Here is a 24,884-nt window from a genome sequence, read left to right on the forward strand (position 1 = left end):
AATTGTTTAAGATAGGCATTTATTCCCATTGATTTTTTAATTGCATCATTATTTTTCTCTAATTTTCAGAACAACCAATAATATTAACATTATGACACATCTGACTATCAGAGAAATCGCGGACGCTTGGAAAAATGAGAAGCGTCCTTACGTCAAGCAGTCCACTTTTGCAGCTTATATGCTGACGCTTGAAAACCATCTGTTGCCATACTTCGGTGACATGACTGACCTGAGTGAACAAACTGTACAATCCTTCGTGCTTGGGAAGCTCAATGGCGGGTTGAGCATCAAGACCATCAAGGACATCCTCATCGTGCTGAAGATGATTATGAAGCACGGTGTAAAAAACAAGTGGATGGAACACGCTGAATGGGACATCAAATATCCCACAACGGCAAACCCGACCGACATAGAAGTGTTGACCGTTGCCAACCACAAGAAGATTCTTGACCATATCAAGGCCAACTTCTCATTCAAGGCTCTGGGCATATATCTTTGCCTAACCACTGGACTGCGAATAGGTGAGATATGCGCCTTGCGCTGGGAGGACATCAACACACAGACCGGGACACTCCAAGTGAAACGCACTATCGAGCGCATCTACATTATCGAAGGTGATAAGAAGCATACAGAAGTCGTAATCAACGACCCCAAGACACCCAACTCCATCCGAGAGATACCACTGAGTGCAGAAGCTCTTTCGCTCATCAAGCCGTTGATGAAGATAGTAAACACCGGCTTTTATGTCATATCCAATGACGCCAAGCCGATAGAGCCTCGCACTTATCGCAGCTACTACAAAAGGTTGATGAAATCGCTCGACATTCCGGCGATCAAGTTCCACGGCCTCCGTCACTCTTTCGCTACCCGCTGCATCGAGAGCAACTGCGACTACAAGACTGTCAGTGTTCTTCTCGGTCACTCCGACATATCCACCACGCTCAACCTCTACGTTCACCCCAATATGGAACAGAAGAAACGATGTATCTCCAAAATGTTTAAATCTCTTGGTAAATAGGTTATATAATTTGCAATACCTGTCTTTCTTTTGAATCGTTCGTATTTGGGAGCCGATGCTTCTGTATCCGGGAGTGGGATACAGAAGCTTCGGTCGTTGATCACGAAATATAAATCCGAAAAGAGCCACATCACACTTTCAAAGACTTCAAAATCCTCTGAAAACTCTAAAATTCCCATCTTTGAAATAAATAAGACCACTTCACATTGTTATTGTAATATATTTGATGTATATTTGCACTATAAAAGATTAGAATATGGATATAGCATTAAAACGAAATCAAAGTTTTCGTCTGCCGGTGGACCTGATTGAAAGACTGAAACTATTAGCAAAACGACAGAACCGTAGCCTTAACAACTATGTGGAGACACTATTGCTTGATGCTGCATATCTTGAACCAAATGCCGAGACAATTGAGGCAATGAAAGAAGCTGAAAGCGGAGCACTCCGACATGACCCCCCCCTTGATCTCTCATCCATAGAGGCAATGGAGAAATCCATGGGTCTATGAAAAATTAAAACCCTCCACGAATACAAAAAGGACTATAAACGCTTTCGAAACAATCCCAAGAAGGTGCAGAAATTGTTTAAAGTGCTTTCTATGCTTCAAAATGAGATACCAATTCCACAAGAGTACAATCCACACATGCTCACAGTGAATTATGCCAGACACATGGAATGTCATATTGATGGAGACTTCCTACTTATATGGTTTGATCCGGATACAGACGAAATTGATTTGGTAAGACTTGGCTCTCATTCTGACCTATTCGGCTAACTACACTTTTTTTCAACATAACACACCGATTGTATACGAAAGGAGTTTGTATCGGTTGTTTCACCCCGAAACAACCGATACAACCGATACAAGTGATACAAGCGATACAACGGATATTGGGTCGGATGGTGGCGAGGAGGGTTGGTGGGGATAAGGTCAGTTTTGGTAGAGGGCTTTGATGGGGTTTTCGGAGGCGGAACGGTGGGCGCGGATGATGACGCAGATGAAAACTATGAGGTAGATCACCAACATGCTGAGGATTGTCAGCGGCACGCTCTGCGATATGTGCTGCGGATAGTTGGAGAGCCAACTTTCAGTGCTGATCCAGCCAAGAATAGCCCCACATGACATCGAGGGTAATGCTATCATTGTTATCTTCCTGATTAGCATCTTCATTATGTCGCTTGTGTCGGCACCGTTGACCTTGCGTATCGCTATCTCACGACGGCGGCTGTTGAGCATGTCGCTTACGTAGCCTATCAATCCGGCAAGCGTGATGACGAGCGCGATGATGCAACATGCCACGAGAGAATCCCGCAGGTTGCGGTCGCTTGTGTATGACTGGTTGACGAGAAGACGGTATGATTCCGCCATCAACTCTGCATCAGGCACCACCTTACGTATCGCCTGATTGACTGCTGCTATATTTTCAGATGAAATTTCACCAAGCCTGACAACAACATTACCCGGCAGCCATAACTCATTATTGGGATTGTCATGGAATATCACCTGCGGACGCTCATCAAATCCCTGAGCCGTACCAACCTTCATATCTTCAAAGACGCCTACCACCTTGAATCGATCGCTCTCGTTTTTGCTATGTTCGCTGAAAATAAATTCCCAGCCTATCGGCGAATCCTCAAGCGATGCAACAGCTCTCATCTTATCCACAAACGACCTACTCACCATTACGTTGCGTTCATTTGATTCTCCGGGATGGAAGCCGTTACCCTCTATCACCGGCACTCCCATCGTCTCAAACCATCCGTCGGTCACGAAATATAGATCCGTATAATTAAACAGTTCCTTATAATCTCCGGGGAGGGAAACATTATTGCCAGATTGCATACTTATCGGTAGACTGCACGCCATTGCTACCCCCTCCACCTGCGGCAGACGCGAGATCTCCGAGACTATCGCCTCACGCTGACTCTTTTCAAGCGTGGAAAGATTGGCATAAAGTAGATTATCCACCTCATATCCGAGGTCATAATCCATCATGTAGTTATACTGACGGGTGATATTCATGAGCATCACCGCCACGTAGGCAGCTCCGGCAAATTCCACAAACAGAAGGCTCTTCTTCCAGATGCCACGCGATGACCTCAACCTGCGGAATGCCCCGGTCACAGGAATACGCATGAAGAAGAAGGAGGGGACGCATACCGTAATCAACAGTATCACGCCGATGATTCCCAGAAGTATAGCGAGCGAAGCGGGGGTGAATAGAGCCTCATAGCTCACCTCTAAAATCCCCTCCACCATATCCTTAAACGCGAACGCCATGACGACTCCGAGCAGAAGCGCGAGAATGAGGTTCACAAGAGATTCCTCCGCCACTATGCCTACTATCCCACGTCCGGATATGCCATAGCATTTGCGCACCGCTATCTCCTTGACTCTCACTCCCAATGATGAGAGCACTATCAATATATAGTTGAGCACGGCAATCACAATCATGACCGCTGCCACAAGAAGCATCATATTGTTAAGGTTTCTCACCTTGGCATCCTCACGGTGGAGTTCAGCCATACGCATAAGACCGTAGCTGAGATCTAACCCCGATTCCTCAAGCTGACTCAAATCCACATGTTTCTCCTGCACCTTGCGCATCTTCGGCACCACCTCTGACGGGACGACATTCTCACGCAGTTTCACGAAACCCATGTAGCGGTCATTGCCAAGCCAGTTTTCCAACGACCATTTCGGGAAAGCATAGATAGACGTCAGAGCATCATAACGCAATGTGCTGTTCTCCGGACAATCCTCATACACACCCTCCACCGTAAGTTTCCAATCATCATACCCTTCAGGCACTATTGTCTTACCTATGGCAGACTCCACGCCTCCGAGTTTCTCCGCTACCGAGCGCGATACCATCAATCCCAATGGCTTACCAAGCACCTGACGCGGATCGCCAATAAGCACTTTCGTACTGAACACGTCAAACCAGAGTGAATCGGCAAGAATGAGATTCATTTTGATTTTATCCTCATCTCCAATCTTAAATTTCGTCTCCGGATCAAACATCAGCGTCATGCGCGTAGCTGCCTCCACTTCAGGAATCTCAGCCATCATGCCGGGGGCGACACCGCCACTTATCTGACCATACTCCTTATCCTCTCCGTCGGTAGTGCGCGTCACGTAGGTGCGCAACTGGTAGACGCGTTCATTATCCGGGAAGTAGGTATCATACGATGATTCAAAATGCACTTTCGCTATCAGCATCAAGCCCGCAGTGATGCCGAATGCGAGGCATATTATCTTCAGCAGATTGCTTCGTCCCTTACGGAACAGATTTCGGAATGGATTCATAATGTCTTTATTTTCGTTATTCGTTTCTATTTTCTGTCAAACTACCGTAGGCAGGCGATGCCCTCCTCATGAATACGTCTCTCTCCGAATCCATGAGGAGGATACATCCGCACATTTATTACGATAAGAGTTGTTTTCACACAAATGTTTCACAATTGACGTGCCAACTTCGCAATCATCTGTATATCAACATCAACAATCACACCACACATTTCTCAATGTCAAATAATCATACACTCCACCGTAAAAAATTCACACATATCACCATCAGCCTACACCAAGACGACATACCATAACTACGCCTTATAATAAGACTTCTTCTCATAAAAATGGTAGTGGAAATATTGTGATGTATCATATTTTTATCTAACTTTGTAATCGTCAGAAGGCTTACATCATGAAGCCGGAGAAACTTCCATGAAAGCCTCCTAATTACCCAAAACCTTCTATTTATGAACCGAATTCTAAAAACAGCACTCATGTCTGCAATGACCGGAATGGTGGTGGCTTCTTGCTCCAGCAACGCGAAACTGGAGTATCCGGAGGCTCCGACCGACAAGACCGTATCCGACAATTATTTCGGAACCACTGTCAACGATCCCTACCGCCCCCTTGAAAATGACACAGCGCCCGCCACTCTTGAATGGGTGAAAGCTGAGAACGCTCTTACAGAGTCTTATCTCTCAAAGATACCTTATCGCGAGCAAATACGCGCACGTCTCTCGGAACTCAACAACTACAAGAAGACCGGTCTCCCCTCCAAACATAAGGATGGGAAATACTACTTCTATGAGAACGACGGATTGCAGAACCAAAGCGTGCTGTATCGCACCGATTCCCTTAACGGAAAACCGGAGGTATTTCTCGATCCAAACACCCTGTCGGAAGATGGCACTGTCGCACTTCAAGGTCTGAGTTTCTCAAACGACGGAAAATATGCCGCCTACATAATCTCCCGAAGTGGATCAGACTGGAATGAGATTTTCGTGATGGACGCAAAGACTCTCCAGCCTCTCAACGACCATATCGAATGGGCAAAATTCACCGATGCCTCATGGGACGGCGACGGATTCTACTACAGCTCCTACCCGCGTCCGGAAAAAGGCAAGGAGTTCTCCAATGCCAATGAGAACCATCAGGTGTATTACCATAAAATAGGCACGCCGCAGAGTGAGGATCGTCTTGTGTATGAAGACAAGGCTAATCCACTGTATTTCCATTCCGTCTACGTGCCGGAGGATGAGAACTGGATGTTCCTGACCGCATCCGGTCAAGGTCTCGGCAACGCGCTGAAAGTGAAGAATCTGAAGAAAGGTGGCGACTGGAAAGTGATGGAGCCTTCGCAGGATTATGAGATGACCGTGATGGACGTGATGGGCGATAATGCCTATATACTGACCAACTGGAATGCCCCGAAGAACCGTCTCATGCTTGCTGACCTCAACAATCCGGCTAAGGAGAACTGGAAGGAGATCATTCCGGAACAGAAGGGAGTGATGAAAGGTATGCAGTTTGCCGGCGACAAGATGATCTTAACTATGGAGGAGGATGCTGCGGAACACGCCTATATATATAAGCCGTCGGGCGAACTCATCAGGGAGATGCAGTTCCCGACCTTCGGCACCGTGGGTATTTCCTCCGACAAGGATCACAATGAGGTGTACTACGCACTCACCTCTTTCGCCTACCCGTCATCCCGCTATTCCTACGATATGACCACGGGGGAAAGTAAATTCATCGGTGCTCCGGAGATAAAGGATTTCAATATGGATGATTACGTGACCGAACAGGTGTTCTACCCGTCGGCAGACGGCACAAAGATACCTATGTTCCTCACATATAAGAAAGGTCTGGAGAAGAACGGCAAGAACCCGGTATATCTCTATGGATATGGCGGCTTCAACGTATCGCTTACCCCCGGATTCTCCGCCAACCGACTGCTTTGGCTTGAAAACGGCGGTATCTACGCACAGGCAAACCTACGTGGCGGTTCTGAATATGGTGAGGAATGGCACCTTGCCGGCACAAAGATGAACAAGATGAACGTATTCAACGACTTCATCGGTGCGGCTGAATATCTCATCCAAGAAGGCTGGACCTCTCCGGAGGATATAGCCATTGTCGGCGGCAGCAACGGCGGTCTGCTCGTAGGTGCTACAGTCAACCTGCGTCCCGATCTCTTCAAGGTGGCAATTCCGGAAGTGGGCGTTATGGATATGATGCGCTATCATCTCTTCACGATCGGTTGGAACTGGGCTTCCGACTACGGCACGAGTGCTGACTCCAAGGAGATGGCGGATTATCTTCTCTCCTACTCCCCGCTGCACACTATAAAGAACGATGGCACACCCTACCCCGCCATACTCGTGACTACCGCTGACCATGACGACCGTGTGGTTCCGGCTCACTCATTCAAGTATGCAGCCACCCTTCAGGCTTCCGACACCGGGGATGCCCCTAAACTCATCCGCATCGACAGCAAGGCGGGTCACGGCGGTGGAAAACCGATGTCAAAAGTGATCGACGAATATACCGACGTGTATTCCTTCATATTCAACAATATCGGCATGACACCGAAAAAATGACACCGAAAAAAATTTCTTAGAATAATTTCAGGTCATAACGTGGAGTCTTCCGTCCAACAGGGCGGGAGACTCTTTGTTTAGTGAGCAATTTGTCGTTCAAAATAACTCTTTACCACATAGATTAACGCATATTTTATGTATTTCCGCCACTTTTAACGCATATTTTCCGTTTTCTTCATCAATTATAATGGTTTATAAATGATTTTTATTAATTTTGCAAAAAATTTTCTACAGGTATTTTCAACAGTGTCTTATCCGACACTTTAGATACGTCCGTTTATTCGATCTTTATTATGAAGGTAATGAAATTTGGTGGCACTTCAGTAGGAAGCGCACAAAGAATGAAGAACATGGTGGCTCTCGTCGCCGCAGAAGGGAATGTATTGGTGGTGCTCAGCGCAATGTCAGGCACGACCAATAGCCTTATAAGTATATCACAAAGCATCCACGATTCAGAGTTTGGCAATGCCCGAAAACAGATCGATGACCTTGAGACAAAATATAAGAACACCGCAGCTGAACTATTGTCGGATCCGGAACTTCTCGGCAAGGCGGATGCTTACATCAACAAGGTATTCTCTGACCTTCGCTCCTACGTAGACCGTCCGTTCTCTATCAAGGAGGAGAAAGAGGTGGTTGCATTCGGCGAGAAGCTCTCCACTAATCTTGTCGCGCTCTACATGAAGCAGCAGGGTCTTGACTCCGTGCTACTCGATGCCACTGAATTCATACGTATTGACCGTGACGGCGAGCCGGATCAGGCTTACATCAAGGAGAAGGCTAACGCTGTCATTGCAGCCGATCCCGACCATAAAATCTATCTGACACAAGGATTTATCTGCCGCAATATGGATGGCGAGATCGACAACCTCCAGCGTGGCGGAAGCGACTACTCCGCATCCTTGCTCGGTGCGGCTCTCAATGCAGAGGAGATACAGATCTGGACCGACATAGACGGAATGCACAACAACGACCCCCGTTTCGTAGAGGGCACAAGCCCTGTAAGTGAGCTTCATTTCGAGGAGGCTGCCGAGCTGGCATATTTCGGTGCGAAAATCCTTCACCCTACATGTGTGCAACCTGCCAAATTTGCAAATATTCCGGTAAGACTGCTCAACACCATGGAGCCGGAAGCTCCCGGAACAACCATATATAATGCTGCCCCGACCCACACCATAAAGGCTGTGGCGGCTAAAGATAACATCACTGCAATCAAAATCAAGAGTAGCCACATGCTTCTCGCCTACGGATTCCTCTGTAAGGTGTTTGAGATTTTCGAGAAGTATCACACTCCGATCGACATGATCACCACTTCAGAGGTAGGCGTCTCCGTCACTATCGACAACGAACGCTACATCAAGGAGATCGAGAAAGAACTTGCCATGTTTGGCGACGTCACTGTAGATCATGACATGGTGATCGTCTGCGTCGTGGGCGACCTCGAATGGCAGAACCGTGGTTTTGAGGCTGCTGTGGTCAATGCCCTTAAAGACATACCCGTCAGAATGATATCCTACGGCGGTAGCAACTACAATATCTCTCTGCTGATCAGGAAAGAGGATAAGATCAATGCCCTCAAACTGCTCAGCGAGAACCTATTCTGATTATAACTATTAATATTTTGAAGACATACTTCCCATTGGACAGGCTTCGCGCCGAGTCCACGCCATTTTATTACTATGATATGCAACTTCTTGATGAGACAATCAACTGCATCAAGAAATCGGCTGCATATCCCGGTTTCTACGTGCATTATGCCGTGAAGGCTAACGCAAATCCGGAAATACTGAAACGAATCGCCGCTGCCGGCATGGGTGCCGATACTGTGAGCATCGGCGAGATAAAGGCTGCTATCGATGCCGGATTCCCGGCTCCCAAAATCGTGTTCGCCGGAGTGGGCAAGACCGATGAGGAGATTGCCATCTCTCTTGAATATGGCATCGGTTGCTTCAATGCCGAATCCGAACCGGAAATCGATGCTATTGAGGAGATCGCCAAATCGCAAGGGAGAATCGCACCCGTGGCGTTGCGCGTGAACCCGGAAATCGACGCGCATACCCATCACTACATCACTACTGGGCTTGCTGAAAACAAATTCGGTATAGCTCTCTCGATGTTGGGCAGACTTATAGAGCGTTGCATCAATTCGGAATATATAGATTTCAAGGGATTGCATTTCCATATCGGTTCACAAATCACCGATCTCACCCCGTTCAAGATTCTTTGCGAGAGGATAAACGCCCTACAGGATGAATATGCCGACGTAGTGATACCCACAATCAACGTGGGGGGCGGATTAGGTATCGATTATGATGATCCGGATGGGAACCCGATTCCGGATTTCAAGCAATATTTCGACATTTTCCACGAGAATCTGAAACTCCGTCCGGGGCAACAGGTGCATTTCGAGTTGGGAAGATCCGTGGTGGCTCAATGTGGCTCACTCATTACCCGCGTGACATACGTCAAGGAGGGTGTCGGCAAGAAATTCGTGATTGTTGACGGCGGCATGACGGCACTCATACGTCCCGCACTCTATCAGGCACACCACAAGATCGAAAACATCACCTCAACGTCTCCGGAGATGGAACGCTACGACGTGGTTGGTCCGATATGCGAGTCATCCGACACGTTCGGTACAGACGAACTCCTCCCCACCACCCATCGTGGCGACCTCATAGCCCTACGTTCGGCAGGTGCATACGGCGAGATAATGGCATCCGGCTACAATTGCCGTCCGCTCCCCTCCTCCCTCTTCAGCCGATAACCCTTCCCTAAATCTTTAAAATTAAGCATTAACAAAAGTAGGCATTTTATAAGTTGTCGTTTGGAATAATTTGTTATAGTCTAATATTACAACAATCTTCAACCTATAAAAAGAACTTTTGTTAATGCTTATTTCTTATCAAGAGAAATTAACTTCTATTGTTATATTTCTCTATACTCATATTTTTTAATATCGATGAAATTGAATTTGCAATTTCAATTGCGTCCTGTTCAGAGTTTTCCCTTCCTAAAGTAATTCTAATTGTTCCTTTTGCAACATCATCATCTAAACCAATAGCCTTTAATACATGAGAAATCTGAGTATTATTACTATCACAAGCAGATCCCGTAGAAACAATTATTTTCTTTAAATCTAATCGGTGAAGAATCTGTTCACCACTAAATCCAGGAAATGACAAGCTGAGAAATCCAGGCAAATGATTAATTCCATTTCTTATAAAATTAACACCTTTTTTTAAAAGGCTATCCAATAAAATACACTCTATTTTTTTTAATTTTATCTGTGTATTCAAAAGATTGTCAACATTTTCTTTCAATGCAATAGCCATCCCAACAACAGCAGGAACATTTTCTGTCCCGGCTCTATTTCCTAATTCTTGACCTCCTCCATTTAATAGAGGATAAAGACTTACTGATCTTTTCTTATATAAAAAACCAACTCCTTTTGGTCCATTAAATTTGTGAGCAGATGCTGATAATAAATCTATATCCAAAGTTTTAACATCAATATGAGTATGCCCTACAGCTTGAACTGCATCAGTATGAAATATCAAGTTATTATCGTGTGCAAATTTTATTAAACTTTCAATTGGTTGTAAAGTACCAATTTCATTATTAACCATCATAATTGACATTATCCCATGCATATTTTGAATTTTATTCAAAATATTTGAAACATCAACAATTCCATTTTTATCAACATTAAGGAAATGTACACTCCCACCTAAAGATTTAACTTGTTCACATGGCTTTAAAATTGCATTATGCTCAATCATTGAAGTAACTACATCCCAATTTTGAAATATTGCATTTTTAATTACAAAATTATCACTTTCTGTTCCACCAGAAGTAAAAATAATTTCCTCCGTCTTTGCTCCAATACATTCTGCAATAATTTCCCTTGATACATTAACTGCTTTTTTTGCTTCTCTTGAAAAAGAATATAATTGAGATGGATTTGCATATATATCTTTATAGAAAGGAAGCATAGCATCCAATGCTGCCTCACTTAATTTTGAAGTTGCAGCATTATCAGCATATATATATTTTTTTACCATCACGAAAAAAATTTACAACCGGACTCCTTAAACTCTTCTATTTTATCCTGAATATCAGATATGGAGCATTCAAGATAAATAGCCAAACATTCCAAACAAAAGAATGTATCAATATTTTCACCTAACAACTTTTTATTTATTCCAATAGTATCTTTATCCAAAGACTTCTTTCCGCACATTATGCAGTTAACCTTTCTACTCATAGTCATTTCTAATTAAAAATTTCGGCAAACTCTTTCCCTTATATTGCGAATCAATCATACCTAATTGTTTAACAATAATCTCTCTCATTTTCACTGCTGGTCTCAGACAATATTTCATAAAATCTCGATGACTAATATCTCTTACGCTTCTTACATTTGGGAATAGAAGTTTCATATAAGCCGTTGTTATTCTTTTTATTGCCTCAGTATCCCTAGTATCAGCACCATTCATTTCATATTCCAATAACTCATCCACAATAACCCTATAAGAGGTATCATTTCTAAGCAAATGCATAATTGTAGTGAAATATTCTGAATTTAATGCCCACCCACATATTTTAAGACCTTCGTTCATTCTTGGTATTTCCCAACCCTTAATAAAACCATGAATACGATCAATCAATGCACTTTCTCTAAATACTTCAGGAAGAGATTCAAACATACAGGAATATTCATCCATATTTTCTTGAGGTATATTACCAAGCATAATAAAACCAGCATCAGCAACATCATTTTTATCCCCAATTTTAATGGTTCCTTGCTCCATATACCCTTGTAAAGTTAAAGTCATTTCTTTTGGATTATCAAATTCTATTTTCTGCACTTCGTCAAAGGCAATAAAATCATGATAAAACACCAGACCTTCTTCCCTTCGAGCAATGTCATAAAATAACTTTGCTCTTGTTGTTTTACCTGCTGATAAATACCCATATCTACTTAGATTTCCAAATAGATAAGACTTTCCTGTACCTTTAGGTGCCAGTTCTATAAGATTCAATCTTTTTTCAACAAATGTAAGAAGACGTTTTATCATTGCTAATTTTTGCTCTTCATTGTCATAACCTTTAGCATTATAATCAATTGCACCCAATAATAAATCAATCCATTCATGAACATTAAATTCATTACGAACATCCTTGAAAAATTCCAAGTCAATATCATACGGACAAAAATTTTTAAAACTAACAAGCTTAATTTTTCCTGGTATTTTATCTTCCGGATATCTATAACCCAATTCCACGACACCCCAAGATTCTTTGGCTTTTACTAAATCATCTTTGTATCGATTCCAGATAAAATCTTCTATCAATGTATCTTTTGTTGTAATGCCAAAATCTGGCAATGCAAAGTTTACTTCTTGATTTTTTATACTAATATCTATTGATATTCTTGTTAGCAATTTAACTTTTTCTCCTTCAAGAATAATTCTGTTTTTTATATTAATCCACTCATTCTTTGAAGGTATATACTCATGAATAAACTGAGTTAGCTCATCCATATCAAAATTACCATCCTCGTCCTCAAACATTTTAAGGAGCCAATCACGAAGGAATGATGGCAAACTTAAATCTTTAAAGAAATTACATTTCTGTAAATCTTTATAGACTACCATATCATCAAAATATTCTCTAATTTTAGATTCCATACTATTTTAATTCAAATTAAGCGAATAAATTTCTTTCATTAGAACCCTCTTTTTTTACTATAAACGATAATCCGCAAACTACAATATTATCGCCATCATATAGATCAAAAAGATAATTCCCTGATTTTTTTATATCTGGGATTACAAAATCATAATGATATTTCACATCAGATAATTTTGCAGAATAAAATTTACCATTGATTAAAATACGATACTGTTCAGACAAAGTAGAAATAAAAAGTTTTATCTCTGCTTTTTTCTTAAAACTAATAAATATAGTCTCATAGCCATCCAGTATATTACATTCAATTTTTTTATTTTTCTTAGTTACTTCTATTATTGGAATTGCCACTTCTTCTAATGTGGCACCTCCATGAACTTCTACACAAGCTTTCCTACCTCCTTTAAATCTGTCATAATTAGCAAGACACCAATAACCATTTTCGGATGTTGCAAATTTAGGGATTTCATCTGAATCTGTCATTAAACAACATCTACCCGAATGTATTCCTTTTTCTACCATTTCAATTGTATTTTCACTCTCATTTATTACAGCAAGCCGACTAGAACCATGATCCGAAATTAAAAACACTCTTTCAATATTCGGATTACTCAGATAAACAACAACTTGTTTAAGCATATTTTCAATTAAATCCAATTCAGATATCAAATGTATTGGAAGTTTATTTTTTGTATAATCAAATCTATTAACACCTCCATGTTTTAGTTCATCGAGATCCTTAATATCCAATACATCAACACCATGTTGCTTAAAAATTTCTTTAAAATCTTTATTGAAACATGTCAATGAAGGCAGTTCGCATCTTGCAACATTAATTTTTAAATTTAATCCCAATTGTGCGCATTTTACTTGAATAAAACTCAAGTATTCTACACCCATTGCATCAACAAAAAAAGTAATTGCTTTTGAAAAATTTAATGAATTAACAAAAAAAGAACGTGGGTTCAAGCAAGCATTATAATCTCGTTCAATTGCTTGTTTGTCAACGATATTCTTATGAGATTCACTAATCAAATTAATTATTTTCAAATACTTATAATTTAAAAAATATTCATCTAACAAACAATTATTAAAATTATATTTCTGCATATATGCTTTTAAATCCGGATAAATCAAATTTAAAATATCAATCAATCTTTCTCTTGATAAGACTCTTGAGTTTATGGCAATATGCTCAAATATATATTCCTTTTCAATCATGCTATTATCCGTAAGATAGAATAATGCATTATCCTTTTTAGAATATAATCTTTTACAAAAATCCACAATTTCCTCTGTATAATTAGAAAAATTCTTCAATATGGACTTACGTTGACAATACAAATTATTAAATAACATTCTATCCTTAATATCAAAATCAAGAATAGCATTAAATATTAACTTTGTAAAATCCTCTACACTTTTGGACTTCTCCACAACATATGATAAATAATCATTGGACGAAATACCAAAAGTTTTTATCGCTAGAAAAAATACCCATTTCTCATATTTTTCAGCATTTGCAAAATCTCTAACCCACAGGTGTAAATTCTGTTTACCTCCAAATTTCATATTAATAATATCATCCCATCCTCTTTCTGAAATATCTTCAAGAATATTTCCCCAAAATGCATCATTTTCTTCATCAATCCGTAATGTCGCAAAACGTGAATCTAATTTTACAACTCCTTCATAAGCAGAATTTCGTTCATGAATTTCAAAAATACTATCAGGAAATTCATGTCGCTTGTGTTTTGTTTCAATTAAAATTTCATTTAATCCAATCAGTTCAATCAATTTAGATATTTGATTTATTCCATAAGTATTAGTTTCATAAAACTTAGCTAAAGACTTATTAATTAATGTCAATTTTATCGGTTTGCAATCATCACACATCGCAATATAAGCTCCCCGATCAACAATCCGAGGATCTTGCAACTTAATATATTGATCACATGCAACCAAAATAATTATTACTTTATTTTGTGGTACGATTTCCAATATATTTCGCAACATCAAATTCATAATGTCACTTCCTAATAATTTCAGAAACGTAGATATTCCATATAAAAAAGTAATATCTTTATTTTTGGAAATTGAATTAAGTAATTTATCAAATAATGGCATAGAATCCACTGACGCAAAATCTCCCATATCAATAAATTTTATATTCCCAATTTCAAAATAATTTTTAAGTTCAACAAGATCGTCTGCCTTTGAAACATTAACAATACGCGGCATAATATCTGTAGAATTAAGATATTTTTCAATCTTTATTTTAACTTGTTCTAAAGTCATAACCAATTTATATAAATATGAATTACCTAACCCTATTTCATGTATTAAAATTTCATTTTTTTGAGAATTTTGCAATTATCTAAATTTTAATACCTCAATTGACATCTGCAAAACATTCAAAAACGACTTGTTAAAGTTTATCAAACAACGTTTTCCTCTGTATATTTTAATGCTTTTGGAGCAAGGAATTAGCAGTATAACAAGTACACTTCCTTTTCCTAACTCCAAAATCATTCATTATAGATATATGATAAACATCAACAATTTATTTTGCTGATAATAAAACTAAAAATTTCACTATCACTAACAATCAGCTGTTGATTATTTCAATTCCTACAGTCATATTATTTTTAATCATATCTTTCAAATATGATTTAACTTCATCTGCATTCATTTCGTCAATTTTAGAGAAAGCCTTTTGATAACCTCCTTCAGAGTATTTTTTCTCTGCCAAGCTATTAAGTTTTTGCTTAATAATCGTAATACTTGTCATCCAATCATAAGGAGAAGCAGATATATATTTTCTTAAATATGTCTTCACTTCTTCAATATTAGAAAGTATAGTAACCAATTGTCCAATAATATGTACTCGGAAAGCATTATTACGCTCATTGGAATCTGCAAGTATATTAAAAAATGTCGCATTTTCCAACTTAGTTATAGCTTCTTCAACCGATCTCATATCTGTTGGACGGTTCACCGTGGCAAATACTTTAATATATTCTCTCAATTGTGATTCAGACAGCATACATAAGATTGGCATACTATACCTTTCTGACCAATCTTTAGGAGAATCTGTGCCAGTTTTATCTTGCCATAATTGTCTCAACTTTTGTGATCCAAGTTGCTTTTTCAAATCCTCAATTATAGAAAACAACTGATTTAGATACAAAATTTTATCAAGTTTAAAACTTCCTATTGGCAACTTAGAGAAAATCTCATCAACTTCTATATCAGAGAAATCTGATAATTCAATTGCATATATTTCTCTAAAAAATTTACGTTGATTGTCACAAAAAGCAATAAAACTATCTCCATACTTTTTAATATACGAAAGAAATAATTGAAGTTTATCTGTATGCAAACTACCATTATTCATCAAATCAAGCAACATGGACAGGAACTGCTGCAATTCTCCCACTTCATTTTTGACAGCTGCAAATGGAAAGCGAAGTCTTTTACATTTTTCAATCCAATGTTCAAAAGTTTCTGATAATTTTTTTGTTTTACCGATATAAGGAGTTGAAGCAAGAATCACTTCATATTCCAATATCACTTCCGTAATTTTAGAATCAACAGTTTCTTTTTTCCAAACCCAAGCAGCGGCATCCGCATCAAATTTCTGGCGAACAACATTAATATATTGACCACCGTCTTCTATTTTTTCAGCTAACTCAGGAAGACGACCTTGTGCAAAAACTGATAAATATTCAATCATTCCTTTTTTGCAATTATCAATTGAAAATAATATTGCAAGGTCTGAATGAAGTTTCGGTTTTTCCATACATAATCTACCTATTTCAATAGCTATTTCATTATCTGACTTAACAGAATTTATATTATTAGCAAGGTCACAATATAATTTTATTACATGTGAAACAAAATCTTCTTCTGTATTTATATTAACAGAATCCAAAATCCTATCTAATGTCCATATTGGAAAAATCAAGTGTTTCATTTTAGATCTTATGTTATCACGTGCTTGTTCAATTGTAGAACACATTGATTTTGGGATATGGAAAGCTGAAGATGTGGCATCAACAAATGCCTTCTCTTCCTTGCTCATCGTAACAATATATTTATCCCTATACCTTGGAATTGGAGTAATATCATTTTTTATCACCTCCTCAATCATCTCTTGCATTTTAGAGACACTTAGCTCATCTCTATTTAAGCTATCACTCCAACTATATTTTCCATTCACATACTCTTTGAGGATAAACCCCATTATAAATGCAGTTAAGTTACATGGTAAAAACGCAAATGGAGAAGCCTGTAACAATTCATAAATACGCATAATTGATATTCTACCATCTTCATTCAACGTTCTCTCAATTAACTCTTTTACTTCTATTTTTATTTGAGAAATAAGTGTGCTTGGATTTTTTATCCAATAATTCTCATTTTTCCACGCACCTGCTAAAGCCACTTCAAGTTTAGTGTTATTACTTGGGGAATTATACAGATTTCTTGTTTTTTCATTAACACCACATTCAACACCAAGTTTTAACGAAGTCGACAACCACAAACTTGAAGTCACATTCATGTGTTCCAAACCCAAACGATATCGCTTAAGACAAATATGACGTAATTCCTCTATTAAGGAATCCAGATTAGCTAAAGTTGCACCATTTGGATTCTCTACATCGCAAATAACAATTCTGCCTTTTCCTATATTTGTCTTCCAATCAGAAATAATCTTATTAGCATAATTTTGATATGTAGTTGCCATGCTTTTATCTTTTCCCTGATAATATGCAGCTTGAGCAGAATTATCTACCCATTCATCAAATTTATTATCGGAAAATAAAGTTCGACTACAATCAATCACTATAACATTTGAATCAATGTTACGATTATACAAATCTATAATTTTTCGAGATATTGTGGTAGCCTCACTAGGATTTTTAGCAAATGTCGCAATTGCATAAATATGCCTATTATCAGATTCTGCCTTCGACTGAATTTGATTAAATTTTAAATCCAAATTAAATGCGGTTGCATTATCAATACGATAACGTAATTTCAGCATATTTGGAATTTCCAGAACATCATTAAATTGTTCTAATTCAATAATATCAGTTGTTCGTTTATTCAAAAACAACTTCTTCTTTTCATCAATCTGAGAAGAATCAAATTCGCCATTTAGGACAGCAAATATTTCATTATCACGTCCAATTTTCTTCTTAAATAATACCCTATCCCTCACAAGTTTTTCAGCACAACGGGCAGCCTCTCCATTTTCAAGATCAGATCCTTCAAATACCATATTGATATTTTCTTCATTAGGCAATAGAATCTCAACTGCATAATTTGTCTTAACCGCTAATGCTTGCAATAACAATACAGCTTTAAGAATCCTTTTTTCGGTATTATCAAGAGTGCCAGCCAATCTTGAATAATTATCCAAGATTAATCTAATATTAGGAGTCAAAGCATCCCTATCACTTTCATAAAAATAACTCCACAAAAAATCCACTGAAAGAAATGGATTTTCTGATTCTGGTCCAACATTATCAATAAACCATTGAAATGTCTTAATATCAGAATCTTCAATTCTATTTTTAATAAAATTAAACATACTTCTTTGATTAGAATTAAAAGATGCCGATATATGCTTAAGGATATATGCAGAATAAGGATGTATTGGTAATATTCCCCTCAATTCATTATCCTTAATTCCCACTTTATTCTTTATTTTTCTTCTTGAATCGCATGTACGAAATTGTAAATCTTCTACTATTTCATTCCATTCATCTTCCAATATCTCTTTTTTCTTAAGTGCAGCACCCATCAGTTGAAATGCTGTATTTTCCGGCAATTCAATCTGATTCGTAGGCTTAATGAACCTACCCATTGTTTTATTTCGTATAGACTCTTCAAGCAGACCTTCACTTTTATGAGTGACTGGAATAAAACAAAATTTATCAGTTTGACTTAATTCTATTATTTCTTGGAATCCCGTAAGTCTATTGCGATTGTTAATCAAATACTCAGTAAATTCATCCCAAATAAAAATTAATCCGGACAAGTTATTTTCTTCAATAACATGATGAATCCAATTACAGAGACCTTTGGGATCAAGAGAAAATGCCCTAATCTGTTTTTCATTTGCAACCTTGAAAATTTTCCTCATTAGTTCCTGTAGTGCAATTCCCTCAAAATCTTGAAGATTATTTATTATGGCATCCACATCACAACCAAAAAGGTCTGCATAACTTCCTTTGACATAAATTTCAAAACTTGCTTTATTTTCTGGATCAGAAAGGTATCTTATAACAGATGTTTTTAATGCATCTATACCTACATTATTTATACCTTCATCTTTCAATGCAGATTCAATACTTTCTTGGATAGCTAAGATTAAGTCATTGTCACTATTTATAGACGAAGAACCATATCTATGGACAACAATAATTTTTCCATTCTGCTTTGCAAGAATAAATTTCTTTTTCAAATCAGAATTCAGTGTGGCATATTCGTCAAAATATGCTTCTGTTTCCTCTAAATTCGCTTCCAATAGTTTCTTTAGAGTAATTACTGCATGTGACTTACCTGTCCCATAAGACCCCTCAACCCAAATATTTAATTTACTTGAACGGTTTAAGACATTTACTACATTTGTTATTAGCTTCACAAAAGAATCATGCGGAAAGAATTTTTTCCACAAATCTGGTTCTTTTTTAATTATATCACTATTAACCGCAGGAAAATAATCTGGGTCAATATCAAAATATTCACTATATTTATTCATGATTAAAATAGATTAAGAATATCATCTGACGACTTATCTTCACGAAGATTGATATTATCAAGATCAAGTGTAAAAGATACAGAAATAAATTCGGAATAATTGATTGAGAGTCCATTCAAAATATTTATCATTTCATCTCTTTTTAGTCCAAAAATTCTTGTTGGACTAATACCATCTCTATCTATTGAGTCATTAAGCAAATCAGTTAAAGTAAACTGATAATATCTATCACACGCTTCAGCAAATTTGTATAATCCATACAGAATAACCCTAGAATCAGGATCATTCCAAGCTATTCGTCGTATTGAATTCAGATGTCTCTTGTCATTTTTTAGATTCCAATCACATAGACCGAGTCCTAATTCTTTCCCTAAAATTTTGTTTGAAATGAAAATATTTTTAAATGCAGATACTACATGGGTTTGTACATTTTTTGTTTCATTTTCAAGCATACTCTTAATCATTTCTGGAGTATAGTCTATATCAAAAGATACAGATTTAACCCACCAATTAAACTGAGCTGAATATACCAAATTTTCAACAATCAGTCCCCATGCTACAGCATTGTCACATCCCAATTTGGCAATTAATTTTCCAAAAGGAGTTATTGATTTCTTTTCTACAATCTACCCATTGAGACAGCACTCTTGGAAGCTCCTATAGCCATACGGTCGTTGTGGGCATATATAAGATTGGTATGCGGATAGATTCTCAGCAGGGAATCCACAATATGGGCAGCCTCCGATTCTTTCCAGTTGCCTGATATCGACGTCAATACCTTTACGTTGGGATAAGATGAGAGAGTCTGCTGAAATCCTTCGTGACGCTTCTTTGTAGGTGTCATCGTTCTGACCCCCTCTATCTCTATCACGTTGATATTATCTTTCAGAATAGACCGGGCATATTCCGCTGCTGATTTCCCCAGCACATAATTGTCTACCTCCATGTGGGCCGTTACATCCAGATTGTCAATACCACGGTCATACGTCACAACCGGGATTCCCCGCTGCATAGCCTCCTTCACTATCGGGGCTATTGAATCACCCTCAGTAGGAGAAACCAGTATTATATCAAAATCATTATCAATGAAGTATCTCAAATCCGCCACCTGTTTTTGCGGACTGTCATCTGCCGAAAGAATCTCCATCTCCACATCATCATACATCAATGCCTCCCGACGTAGTTCGCCGTTCATCTTCATACGCCAGTCATCGTTGCTGCATTGCGACACGCCTATCTTATACTCTGCCTCACTCTTCTTTCCACAACCTGTGAGGAATAAGAATAGAATCAAAAATACAAGATACAATTTTCGCTGAATTAAGATTTCTTTCAATAAGTTATACATGATACGATTTATTGTTGATCTCCAATGCCACAAAGATAATGATTTTATATTATTTAAAGTAATTAGTTATTTACTTTTTGACAAAAACAGTCAAAAAAACGTGCCCACAGATTGTGGACACGTCGGATAATATACATTTCGTAAATAAGGACTTAGAATTATTTTGCTTTTTTACCTGTCAGTTTCAATATCTTCTTCGGCAGATCGGTGTTGTCGTTGAAGTTGGAGAAGTTGTTCGCACCGTAGCCGATAACGTAGAGAGGCACGGGATGACCTGTGTGGCTGCCTGTGGTCCAACCGAAACCGCTCTTCGTGTTGATCACCCCGCACACTGCCGCGCCAAACCTCCAAGCATCCTTGTTCATCATTGATATGGCATATTCCTCCTTCAACGCCTGAATCTCCTTGTCGCTCAATTTGATAACTGTGTCGAATCCGAATTTATCTTTCAGATATTCATACATGTTATCCCATGCCGGTATGTTGCCGGATGCGATGATCTCCTCGCAGTATTCCACGAATTTCTCCTTCGAGATCTTCTGACCGCGTGCCATCTCCGGACGTACACTGTAGCCTGTGGACTGACATCCAACCGACATGCCACCCGTCTCATGGTCTGCTGTGACAATTATAAGAGTCTCCTTGGGATGCTTCTTATAGAAATCGTATGCAATCTTTAATGCATTGTCAAAGTTCTTCACCTCTCTAACTGAAGAGCCGCCATCGTTGCTATGACCGTTGTGGTCGATGCTTCCACCCTCAACCATCATGAAGAAACGGTTGGGATTCGTGCGCATCAGATGGTTAAGACATGCCTGAGTCAATTCAGGAAGGGTCAAGGCATTTTCAAGGGAGTCTATCGCCATGCCTATCTCATTATTCATCTTCTCATGGAACGGACTCAACACAAGCTGACGTTTAGCGTTCTTGTCAATGCCATCCATACCGTAGCTCACTGCCACGTTATTCTTCTTGAAATGATCCATAAGGTCGTTCTCCTTACCATTCTTATCACGTCTGCCACGCAAGGATGCACCGGCTGCAAACTGGTAGCCGGAGGCTGCAAGATCCTTTCCGATCTCATAAAACATGCCGCGATTGGGCACGTGGGTATAGAATGCTGCCGGAGTGGCGTCGTCAATAGCCACTGTTGTCACGAGACCGACACCATAGCCGTTGTCAAAGAGTGTCTTGGCTATGGAAGTGACGGCTACTGTATCGGCGTTCATGCCGAGCATGCCGTTCTTTGTCTTATGACCGGTAGACAACGCTGTGCCTGCCGCTGCAGAGTCTGTCACGCCGGAGCTTGCCGAGTGGGTGGTGATCATCGACACCACAGGGAAAGTGGTCATCAGAAGCGGTGTCTCGCTCTTAAGCACATCCTTATTAAACCACTGTGCGTTAGTGACCTCAGCTACACCCATTCCATCTCCAATGAAATAGAATATATACTTCAAATCCGCCGCATAGCTTGCCGAGGCTGTCAGCAAAATAACCCCTGCCGCAGCAATTGCTTTCTTTACGTTATAAAAGAGTTTCATGATGGTTTGTTATTATCTTTTCACATTTGAAATGCAAATTTAAACATTATTTTTTCAACTATGAAAAAATTTGGCTTTCTCTCATAAAAAAAAATAAGTGTATGACAAAAGTTTTATTGTCCTTTTGTCACACACTTATAGGGTCGAGCATAAGATTAAATGCTCAACGAACCAACACTTTTCTATTATCTACCAAATATATCCCATTCTCCAGACCATCAATCGCATTTGAGTGCAACACACCTTTCCTTATTAATTGTCCGGATATTGAATACACATCCACAATTTTTGACGGATTATAGGAGTCTGCATCTGGTAGCGACACGCCTCCATGAATACTGCCGGATTTCAATACCCACGCATCGATGGAGGAGGCATGCACCTCTCCACCCTCAGAGAAAACCTCAACACCATCAGCATCAGCTTCAGTCGGGAATACCCTGACGGATGTTGCCCAACGGTCATTAATGAAGACGTCAACAATGGATCCATCAATAAATACATTCATCTTCATCTCTGACCCTTCCGCAAGTCGCTCCGGAAGCACTGCCCTGTAGATTCCGTCATACACCCCATTGTCATTGACAAGGCGACGCAATTGAGTGAAGTCAATCACAAGTTCATTGCTTGACGGCACATATTTTATTGTTGCTTCTCCGGTAGCCCCCTTGAAGAATTTAAATCCAAAAGCAGAAGCTCCTACCTGAAACTGTCCGAGCATCTCCACCCGTCTGCCTGATACACCATCAAGTGGCATGACATCCGAAATCTTACAATCCTTAAATGAAACATTTGCATCCGAACGCATATCTTTCAAGCCTTCGTATGGTTTCTGCACAAGCACTCCTTCCGAATTAAGGCTCCACTCGCGTGGCAACGAATAGCAGTGTGCCCATCCAAGTTTCCAATTAGTAGACGACGGCAATTTATCCGGCACAATTCCCAGAGCTATCACCTTTTCGTCATGCTTATATATGGTGGGTGAAAGCAATCCGAAACCATCCTTGGAAATCAACTCAACATTCTTCGGAGTGGCAGAATTTGATGACGGCACAAAATGACCCTCCCCGTCTATCGAGCCTGTCCAATATAGGGTATGTACTCCGGTCAAGGTTTCAAGCGGTGTTGCTGTAAACAGCCAATTGCCATCAGACATCTCCGTAATATTCGGCATCTCCCAGAATTTGCCATCCTGACCTACGGATGTACCGGTGAAGAATAGGTCTCCTGTATTCGACCAATTACCTCCCTGATATTTATGAAGAGTCGTGGTTCCGACCCCATTCTTTGATGATCCTACGATAATATATGCGTTATCACCGTTTCTGAAGAAATACGGATCGCGGAAATCATCCGACAATCCTTGCGGACGCCCGCTTATTATCGGATTGCGCGGTGACTTCGTCCATTCTATTAAATCTTCCGACTTGGGAGCAGCCTGAGCAATAGTAGCCTTGGCATAATCCACTGCCGTATAGAGTATGTTAGGTTCTCCTCCGGTAATCTCATCATCTGCAAACACACATCCGCTCCAACATCCCTTTATATCGTAGCTCTCTCCCGGCGCGATAGCAATAGGTTCTTCCTGCCATTCACATAGATTTTCGCTTGTGATATGCCCCCAATGCAGACGTGCCATATACGGACCATCCGCATTCTTCTGGAAGAAAAGATGATACTTGCCATCGGAATACCACATGCCATGACACTCGTTGGTCCATCCCGCTGCCGGCATCCCATGGAAATGAGGACGCAACAAGTCTTCTGAAAAGCGGGATGCAGGGATATCAAGATTGGCAAGATTCTCCGGACGTTCGGAAGCAAATGACTCCACAGGCAATGCCTCGTTCCATATCTTGACATCATCTATCAAGCCATTGAACGACATCAGTTCAAACGGACCACTCTTCCGGCTGGCTTTTGATTGCCCCATATAGAGATTGCCACCAGCGAAGCCGAACGAACCTGTACATTTTGAGGAACCGACCTCCTCACCGTTATTATACAACACAGCTTTCTTTGCAGCACAGTCCACGACTGCTACAAGATGATTCCACTGATACACCGGCAACGGACTATCCACCTGTATATCCACAGGCCATCCACCTATGTAGGAACGGAAGGAGTATTTCCCATCAAACCCCACATAGAATCCGAAGCCGGTCTTATTCTCCTCATCAAGACAGCTGACTATTGCCGTCTGTTCTTTTGTGTCGGTGTCAATCTGGATTATCGGATAACATGGGAGTGCCACCCACGCCGACATGGTGAGTTGTGTGCTTCCCGCAGGGAATAATTCTCCAAGAACCGCTGTCACCTTTGAAGTGTAGCCATCGAAACGTAATGCCTCCCCTACCGCACCAGGAAGATTCTCCGGCACGAAATTCCCTTCAACTGTAGATTTCTGTCCGCTGACGACATCAGTAATCTCGCCGTCTTTCACGTCCATAGGGAAATGTGCCACTATATCAGCAGATACAGTAACCCCTGACAATAGCAACGACGGCAATATGATCTGTCTTATTTTCATAATATGATTCCTTTATTTTAAATAACCCCGGAAGCCACGCCATCCATCCGATACGGATGATTTGCTTCCGAGGTTGCAAATTT

Annotated in this window: 16 protein-coding genes; 6 read left to right on the top strand and 10 right to left on the bottom strand. The window is 39.8% G+C overall.

All coding sequences use genetic code 11. From position 1 onward, the window contains the following. Positions 1 to 91 precede the first annotated feature (91 nt). From E5331_RS10800 to E5331_RS10810, 3 genes are all read left to right on the top strand, one after another. Positions 92 to 1,018, top strand: a complete 927-nt coding sequence (locus tag E5331_RS10800; RefSeq protein ID WP_136013254.1) for a tyrosine-type recombinase/integrase — start codon at positions 92 to 94, stop codon at positions 1,016 to 1,018. Between the two features lie 256 nt (positions 1,019 to 1,274). Beyond that, positions 1,275 to 1,529: a toxin-antitoxin system protein gene (locus E5331_RS10805; protein ID WP_136503252.1), complete on the top strand. Its 255-nt coding sequence runs from the start codon at positions 1,275 to 1,277 to the stop codon at positions 1,527 to 1,529. A 3-nt stretch (positions 1,530 to 1,532) separates the two neighbouring features. Then, complete coding sequence (locus tag E5331_RS10810; protein WP_275441175.1) at positions 1,533 to 1,796, top strand: type II toxin-antitoxin system YafQ family toxin; 264 nt, start codon at positions 1,533 to 1,535, stop codon at positions 1,794 to 1,796. A gap of 156 nt (positions 1,797 to 1,952) precedes the next feature. Here E5331_RS10810 and E5331_RS10815 read toward each other — a convergent pair whose 3' ends face one another. Beyond that, a complete protein-coding gene (locus E5331_RS10815; RefSeq protein WP_135984889.1) occupies positions 1,953 to 4,331 on the bottom strand; it encodes an ABC transporter permease in 2,379 nt (792 codons plus the stop codon). 452 nt (positions 4,332 to 4,783) lie between these two features. Between E5331_RS10815 and E5331_RS10820 the strand changes: the two genes are divergently transcribed. The 3 genes from E5331_RS10820 (at position 4,784) to lysA (ending at position 9,683) form a co-directional block, all read left to right on the top strand. After that, positions 4,784 to 6,916 carry a prolyl oligopeptidase family serine peptidase gene (locus E5331_RS10820; protein ID WP_275441173.1) on the top strand — a complete coding sequence of 711 codons (2,133 nt, stop codon included), beginning with the start codon at positions 4,784 to 4,786 and terminating at the stop codon, positions 6,914 to 6,916. A 293-nt stretch (positions 6,917 to 7,209) separates the two neighbouring features. After that, positions 7,210 to 8,520 carry an aspartate kinase gene (locus tag E5331_RS10825; RefSeq protein ID WP_135984887.1) on the top strand — a complete coding sequence of 437 codons (1,311 nt, stop codon included), beginning with the start codon at positions 7,210 to 7,212 and terminating at the stop codon, positions 8,518 to 8,520. 14 nt (positions 8,521 to 8,534) lie between these two features. Further along, entirely contained in the window at positions 8,535 to 9,683 is a 1,149-nt protein-coding gene (gene lysA, locus E5331_RS10830) for a diaminopimelate decarboxylase (RefSeq protein WP_275441176.1), read from the top strand. A gap of 148 nt (positions 9,684 to 9,831) precedes the next feature. Here the strand turns inward: lysA and E5331_RS10835 are convergent, their stop codons facing one another. The 9 genes from E5331_RS10835 to E5331_RS10875 all read right to left on the bottom strand — a co-directional run bounded on the left by E5331_RS10835 (position 9,832) and on the right by E5331_RS10875 (position 24,801). After that, on the bottom strand, positions 9,832 to 10,980 hold the full coding sequence (locus E5331_RS10835; protein ID WP_123481429.1) for a cysteine desulfurase family protein: 1,149 nt from the start codon (positions 10,978 to 10,980) through the stop codon (positions 9,832 to 9,834). Further along, on the bottom strand, positions 10,980 to 11,183 hold the full coding sequence (locus E5331_RS10840) for a hypothetical protein (protein WP_123481430.1): 204 nt from the start codon (positions 11,181 to 11,183) through the stop codon (positions 10,980 to 10,982). Before E5331_RS10840 ends, E5331_RS10835 begins: the two co-directional genes overlap by 1 nt. Continuing rightward, positions 11,176 to 12,609 (bottom strand): BREX system Lon protease-like protein BrxL, encoded by a 1,434-nt coding sequence (gene brxL / locus E5331_RS10845; protein WP_123481431.1) that lies wholly within the window; start codon positions 12,607 to 12,609, stop codon positions 11,176 to 11,178. The genes E5331_RS10840 and brxL overlap by 8 nt, the downstream gene beginning before the upstream one ends. Before the next feature lie 16 nt (positions 12,610 to 12,625). After that, a complete protein-coding gene (gene pglZ, locus E5331_RS10850; RefSeq protein ID WP_135984883.1) occupies positions 12,626 to 14,908 on the bottom strand; it encodes a BREX-4 system phosphatase PglZ in 2,283 nt (760 codons plus the stop codon). Between the two features lie 310 nt (positions 14,909 to 15,218). Continuing rightward, a complete protein-coding gene (locus E5331_RS10855; RefSeq protein ID WP_123481433.1) occupies positions 15,219 to 19,382 on the bottom strand; it encodes a hypothetical protein in 4,164 nt (1,387 codons plus the stop codon). A 2-nt stretch (positions 19,383 to 19,384) separates the two neighbouring features. Next, positions 19,385 to 19,960: a hypothetical protein gene (locus tag E5331_RS10860; protein WP_135984881.1), complete on the bottom strand. Its 576-nt coding sequence runs from the start codon at positions 19,958 to 19,960 to the stop codon at positions 19,385 to 19,387. A 41-nt stretch (positions 19,961 to 20,001) separates the two neighbouring features. After that, a complete protein-coding gene (locus E5331_RS10865; protein ID WP_168355209.1) occupies positions 20,002 to 20,676 on the bottom strand; it encodes a substrate-binding domain-containing protein in 675 nt (224 codons plus the stop codon). Positions 20,677 to 20,888: 212 nt separating this feature from the next. Beyond that, positions 20,889 to 22,271 (bottom strand): alkaline phosphatase, encoded by a 1,383-nt coding sequence (locus E5331_RS10870; RefSeq protein WP_123481437.1) that lies wholly within the window; start codon positions 22,269 to 22,271, stop codon positions 20,889 to 20,891. Positions 22,272 to 22,434: 163 nt separating this feature from the next. Then, positions 22,435 to 24,801 carry a LamG-like jellyroll fold domain-containing protein gene (locus E5331_RS10875; RefSeq protein WP_123481438.1) on the bottom strand — a complete coding sequence of 789 codons (2,367 nt, stop codon included), beginning with the start codon at positions 24,799 to 24,801 and terminating at the stop codon, positions 22,435 to 22,437. Positions 24,802 to 24,884: the final 83 nt, after the last annotated feature.

Source organism: Lepagella muris, assembly GCF_004793975.1.
GTDB lineage: Bacteria > Bacteroidota > Bacteroidia > Bacteroidales > Muribaculaceae > Lepagella > Lepagella muris.

What these genes read in the sequence shown, in the direction of transcription:
- E5331_RS10875 (WP_123481438.1), bottom strand. Translation starts at nt 24,801, where the DNA reads ATGAAAATAAGACAGATCATATTGCCGTCGTTGCTATTGTCAGGGGTT.
- E5331_RS10815 (WP_135984889.1), bottom strand. Translation starts at nt 4,331, where the DNA reads ATGAATCCATTCCGAAATCTGTTCCGTAAGGGACGAAGCAATCTGCTG.
- E5331_RS10805 (WP_136503252.1), top strand. Translation starts at nt 1,275, where the DNA reads ATGGATATAGCATTAAAACGAAATCAAAGTTTTCGTCTGCCGGTGGAC.
- E5331_RS10835 (WP_123481429.1), bottom strand. Translation starts at nt 10,980, where the DNA reads ATGGTAAAAAAATATATATATGCTGATAATGCTGCAACTTCAAAATTA.
- E5331_RS10855 (WP_123481433.1), bottom strand. Translation starts at nt 19,382, where the DNA reads ATGAATAAATATAGTGAATATTTTGATATTGACCCAGATTATTTTCCT.
- E5331_RS10870 (WP_123481437.1), bottom strand. Translation starts at nt 22,271, where the DNA reads ATGAAACTCTTTTATAACGTAAAGAAAGCAATTGCTGCGGCAGGGGTT.
- E5331_RS10800 (WP_136013254.1), top strand. Translation starts at nt 92, where the DNA reads ATGACACATCTGACTATCAGAGAAATCGCGGACGCTTGGAAAAATGAG.
- pglZ (WP_135984883.1), bottom strand. Translation starts at nt 14,908, where the DNA reads ATGACTTTAGAACAAGTTAAAATAAAGATTGAAAAATATCTTAATTCT.
- brxL (WP_123481431.1), bottom strand. Translation starts at nt 12,609, where the DNA reads ATGGAATCTAAAATTAGAGAATATTTTGATGATATGGTAGTCTATAAA.
- E5331_RS10820 (WP_275441173.1), top strand. Translation starts at nt 4,784, where the DNA reads ATGAACCGAATTCTAAAAACAGCACTCATGTCTGCAATGACCGGAATG.
- E5331_RS10840 (WP_123481430.1), bottom strand. Translation starts at nt 11,183, where the DNA reads ATGAGTAGAAAGGTTAACTGCATAATGTGCGGAAAGAAGTCTTTGGAT.
- E5331_RS10825 (WP_135984887.1), top strand. Translation starts at nt 7,210, where the DNA reads ATGAAGGTAATGAAATTTGGTGGCACTTCAGTAGGAAGCGCACAAAGA.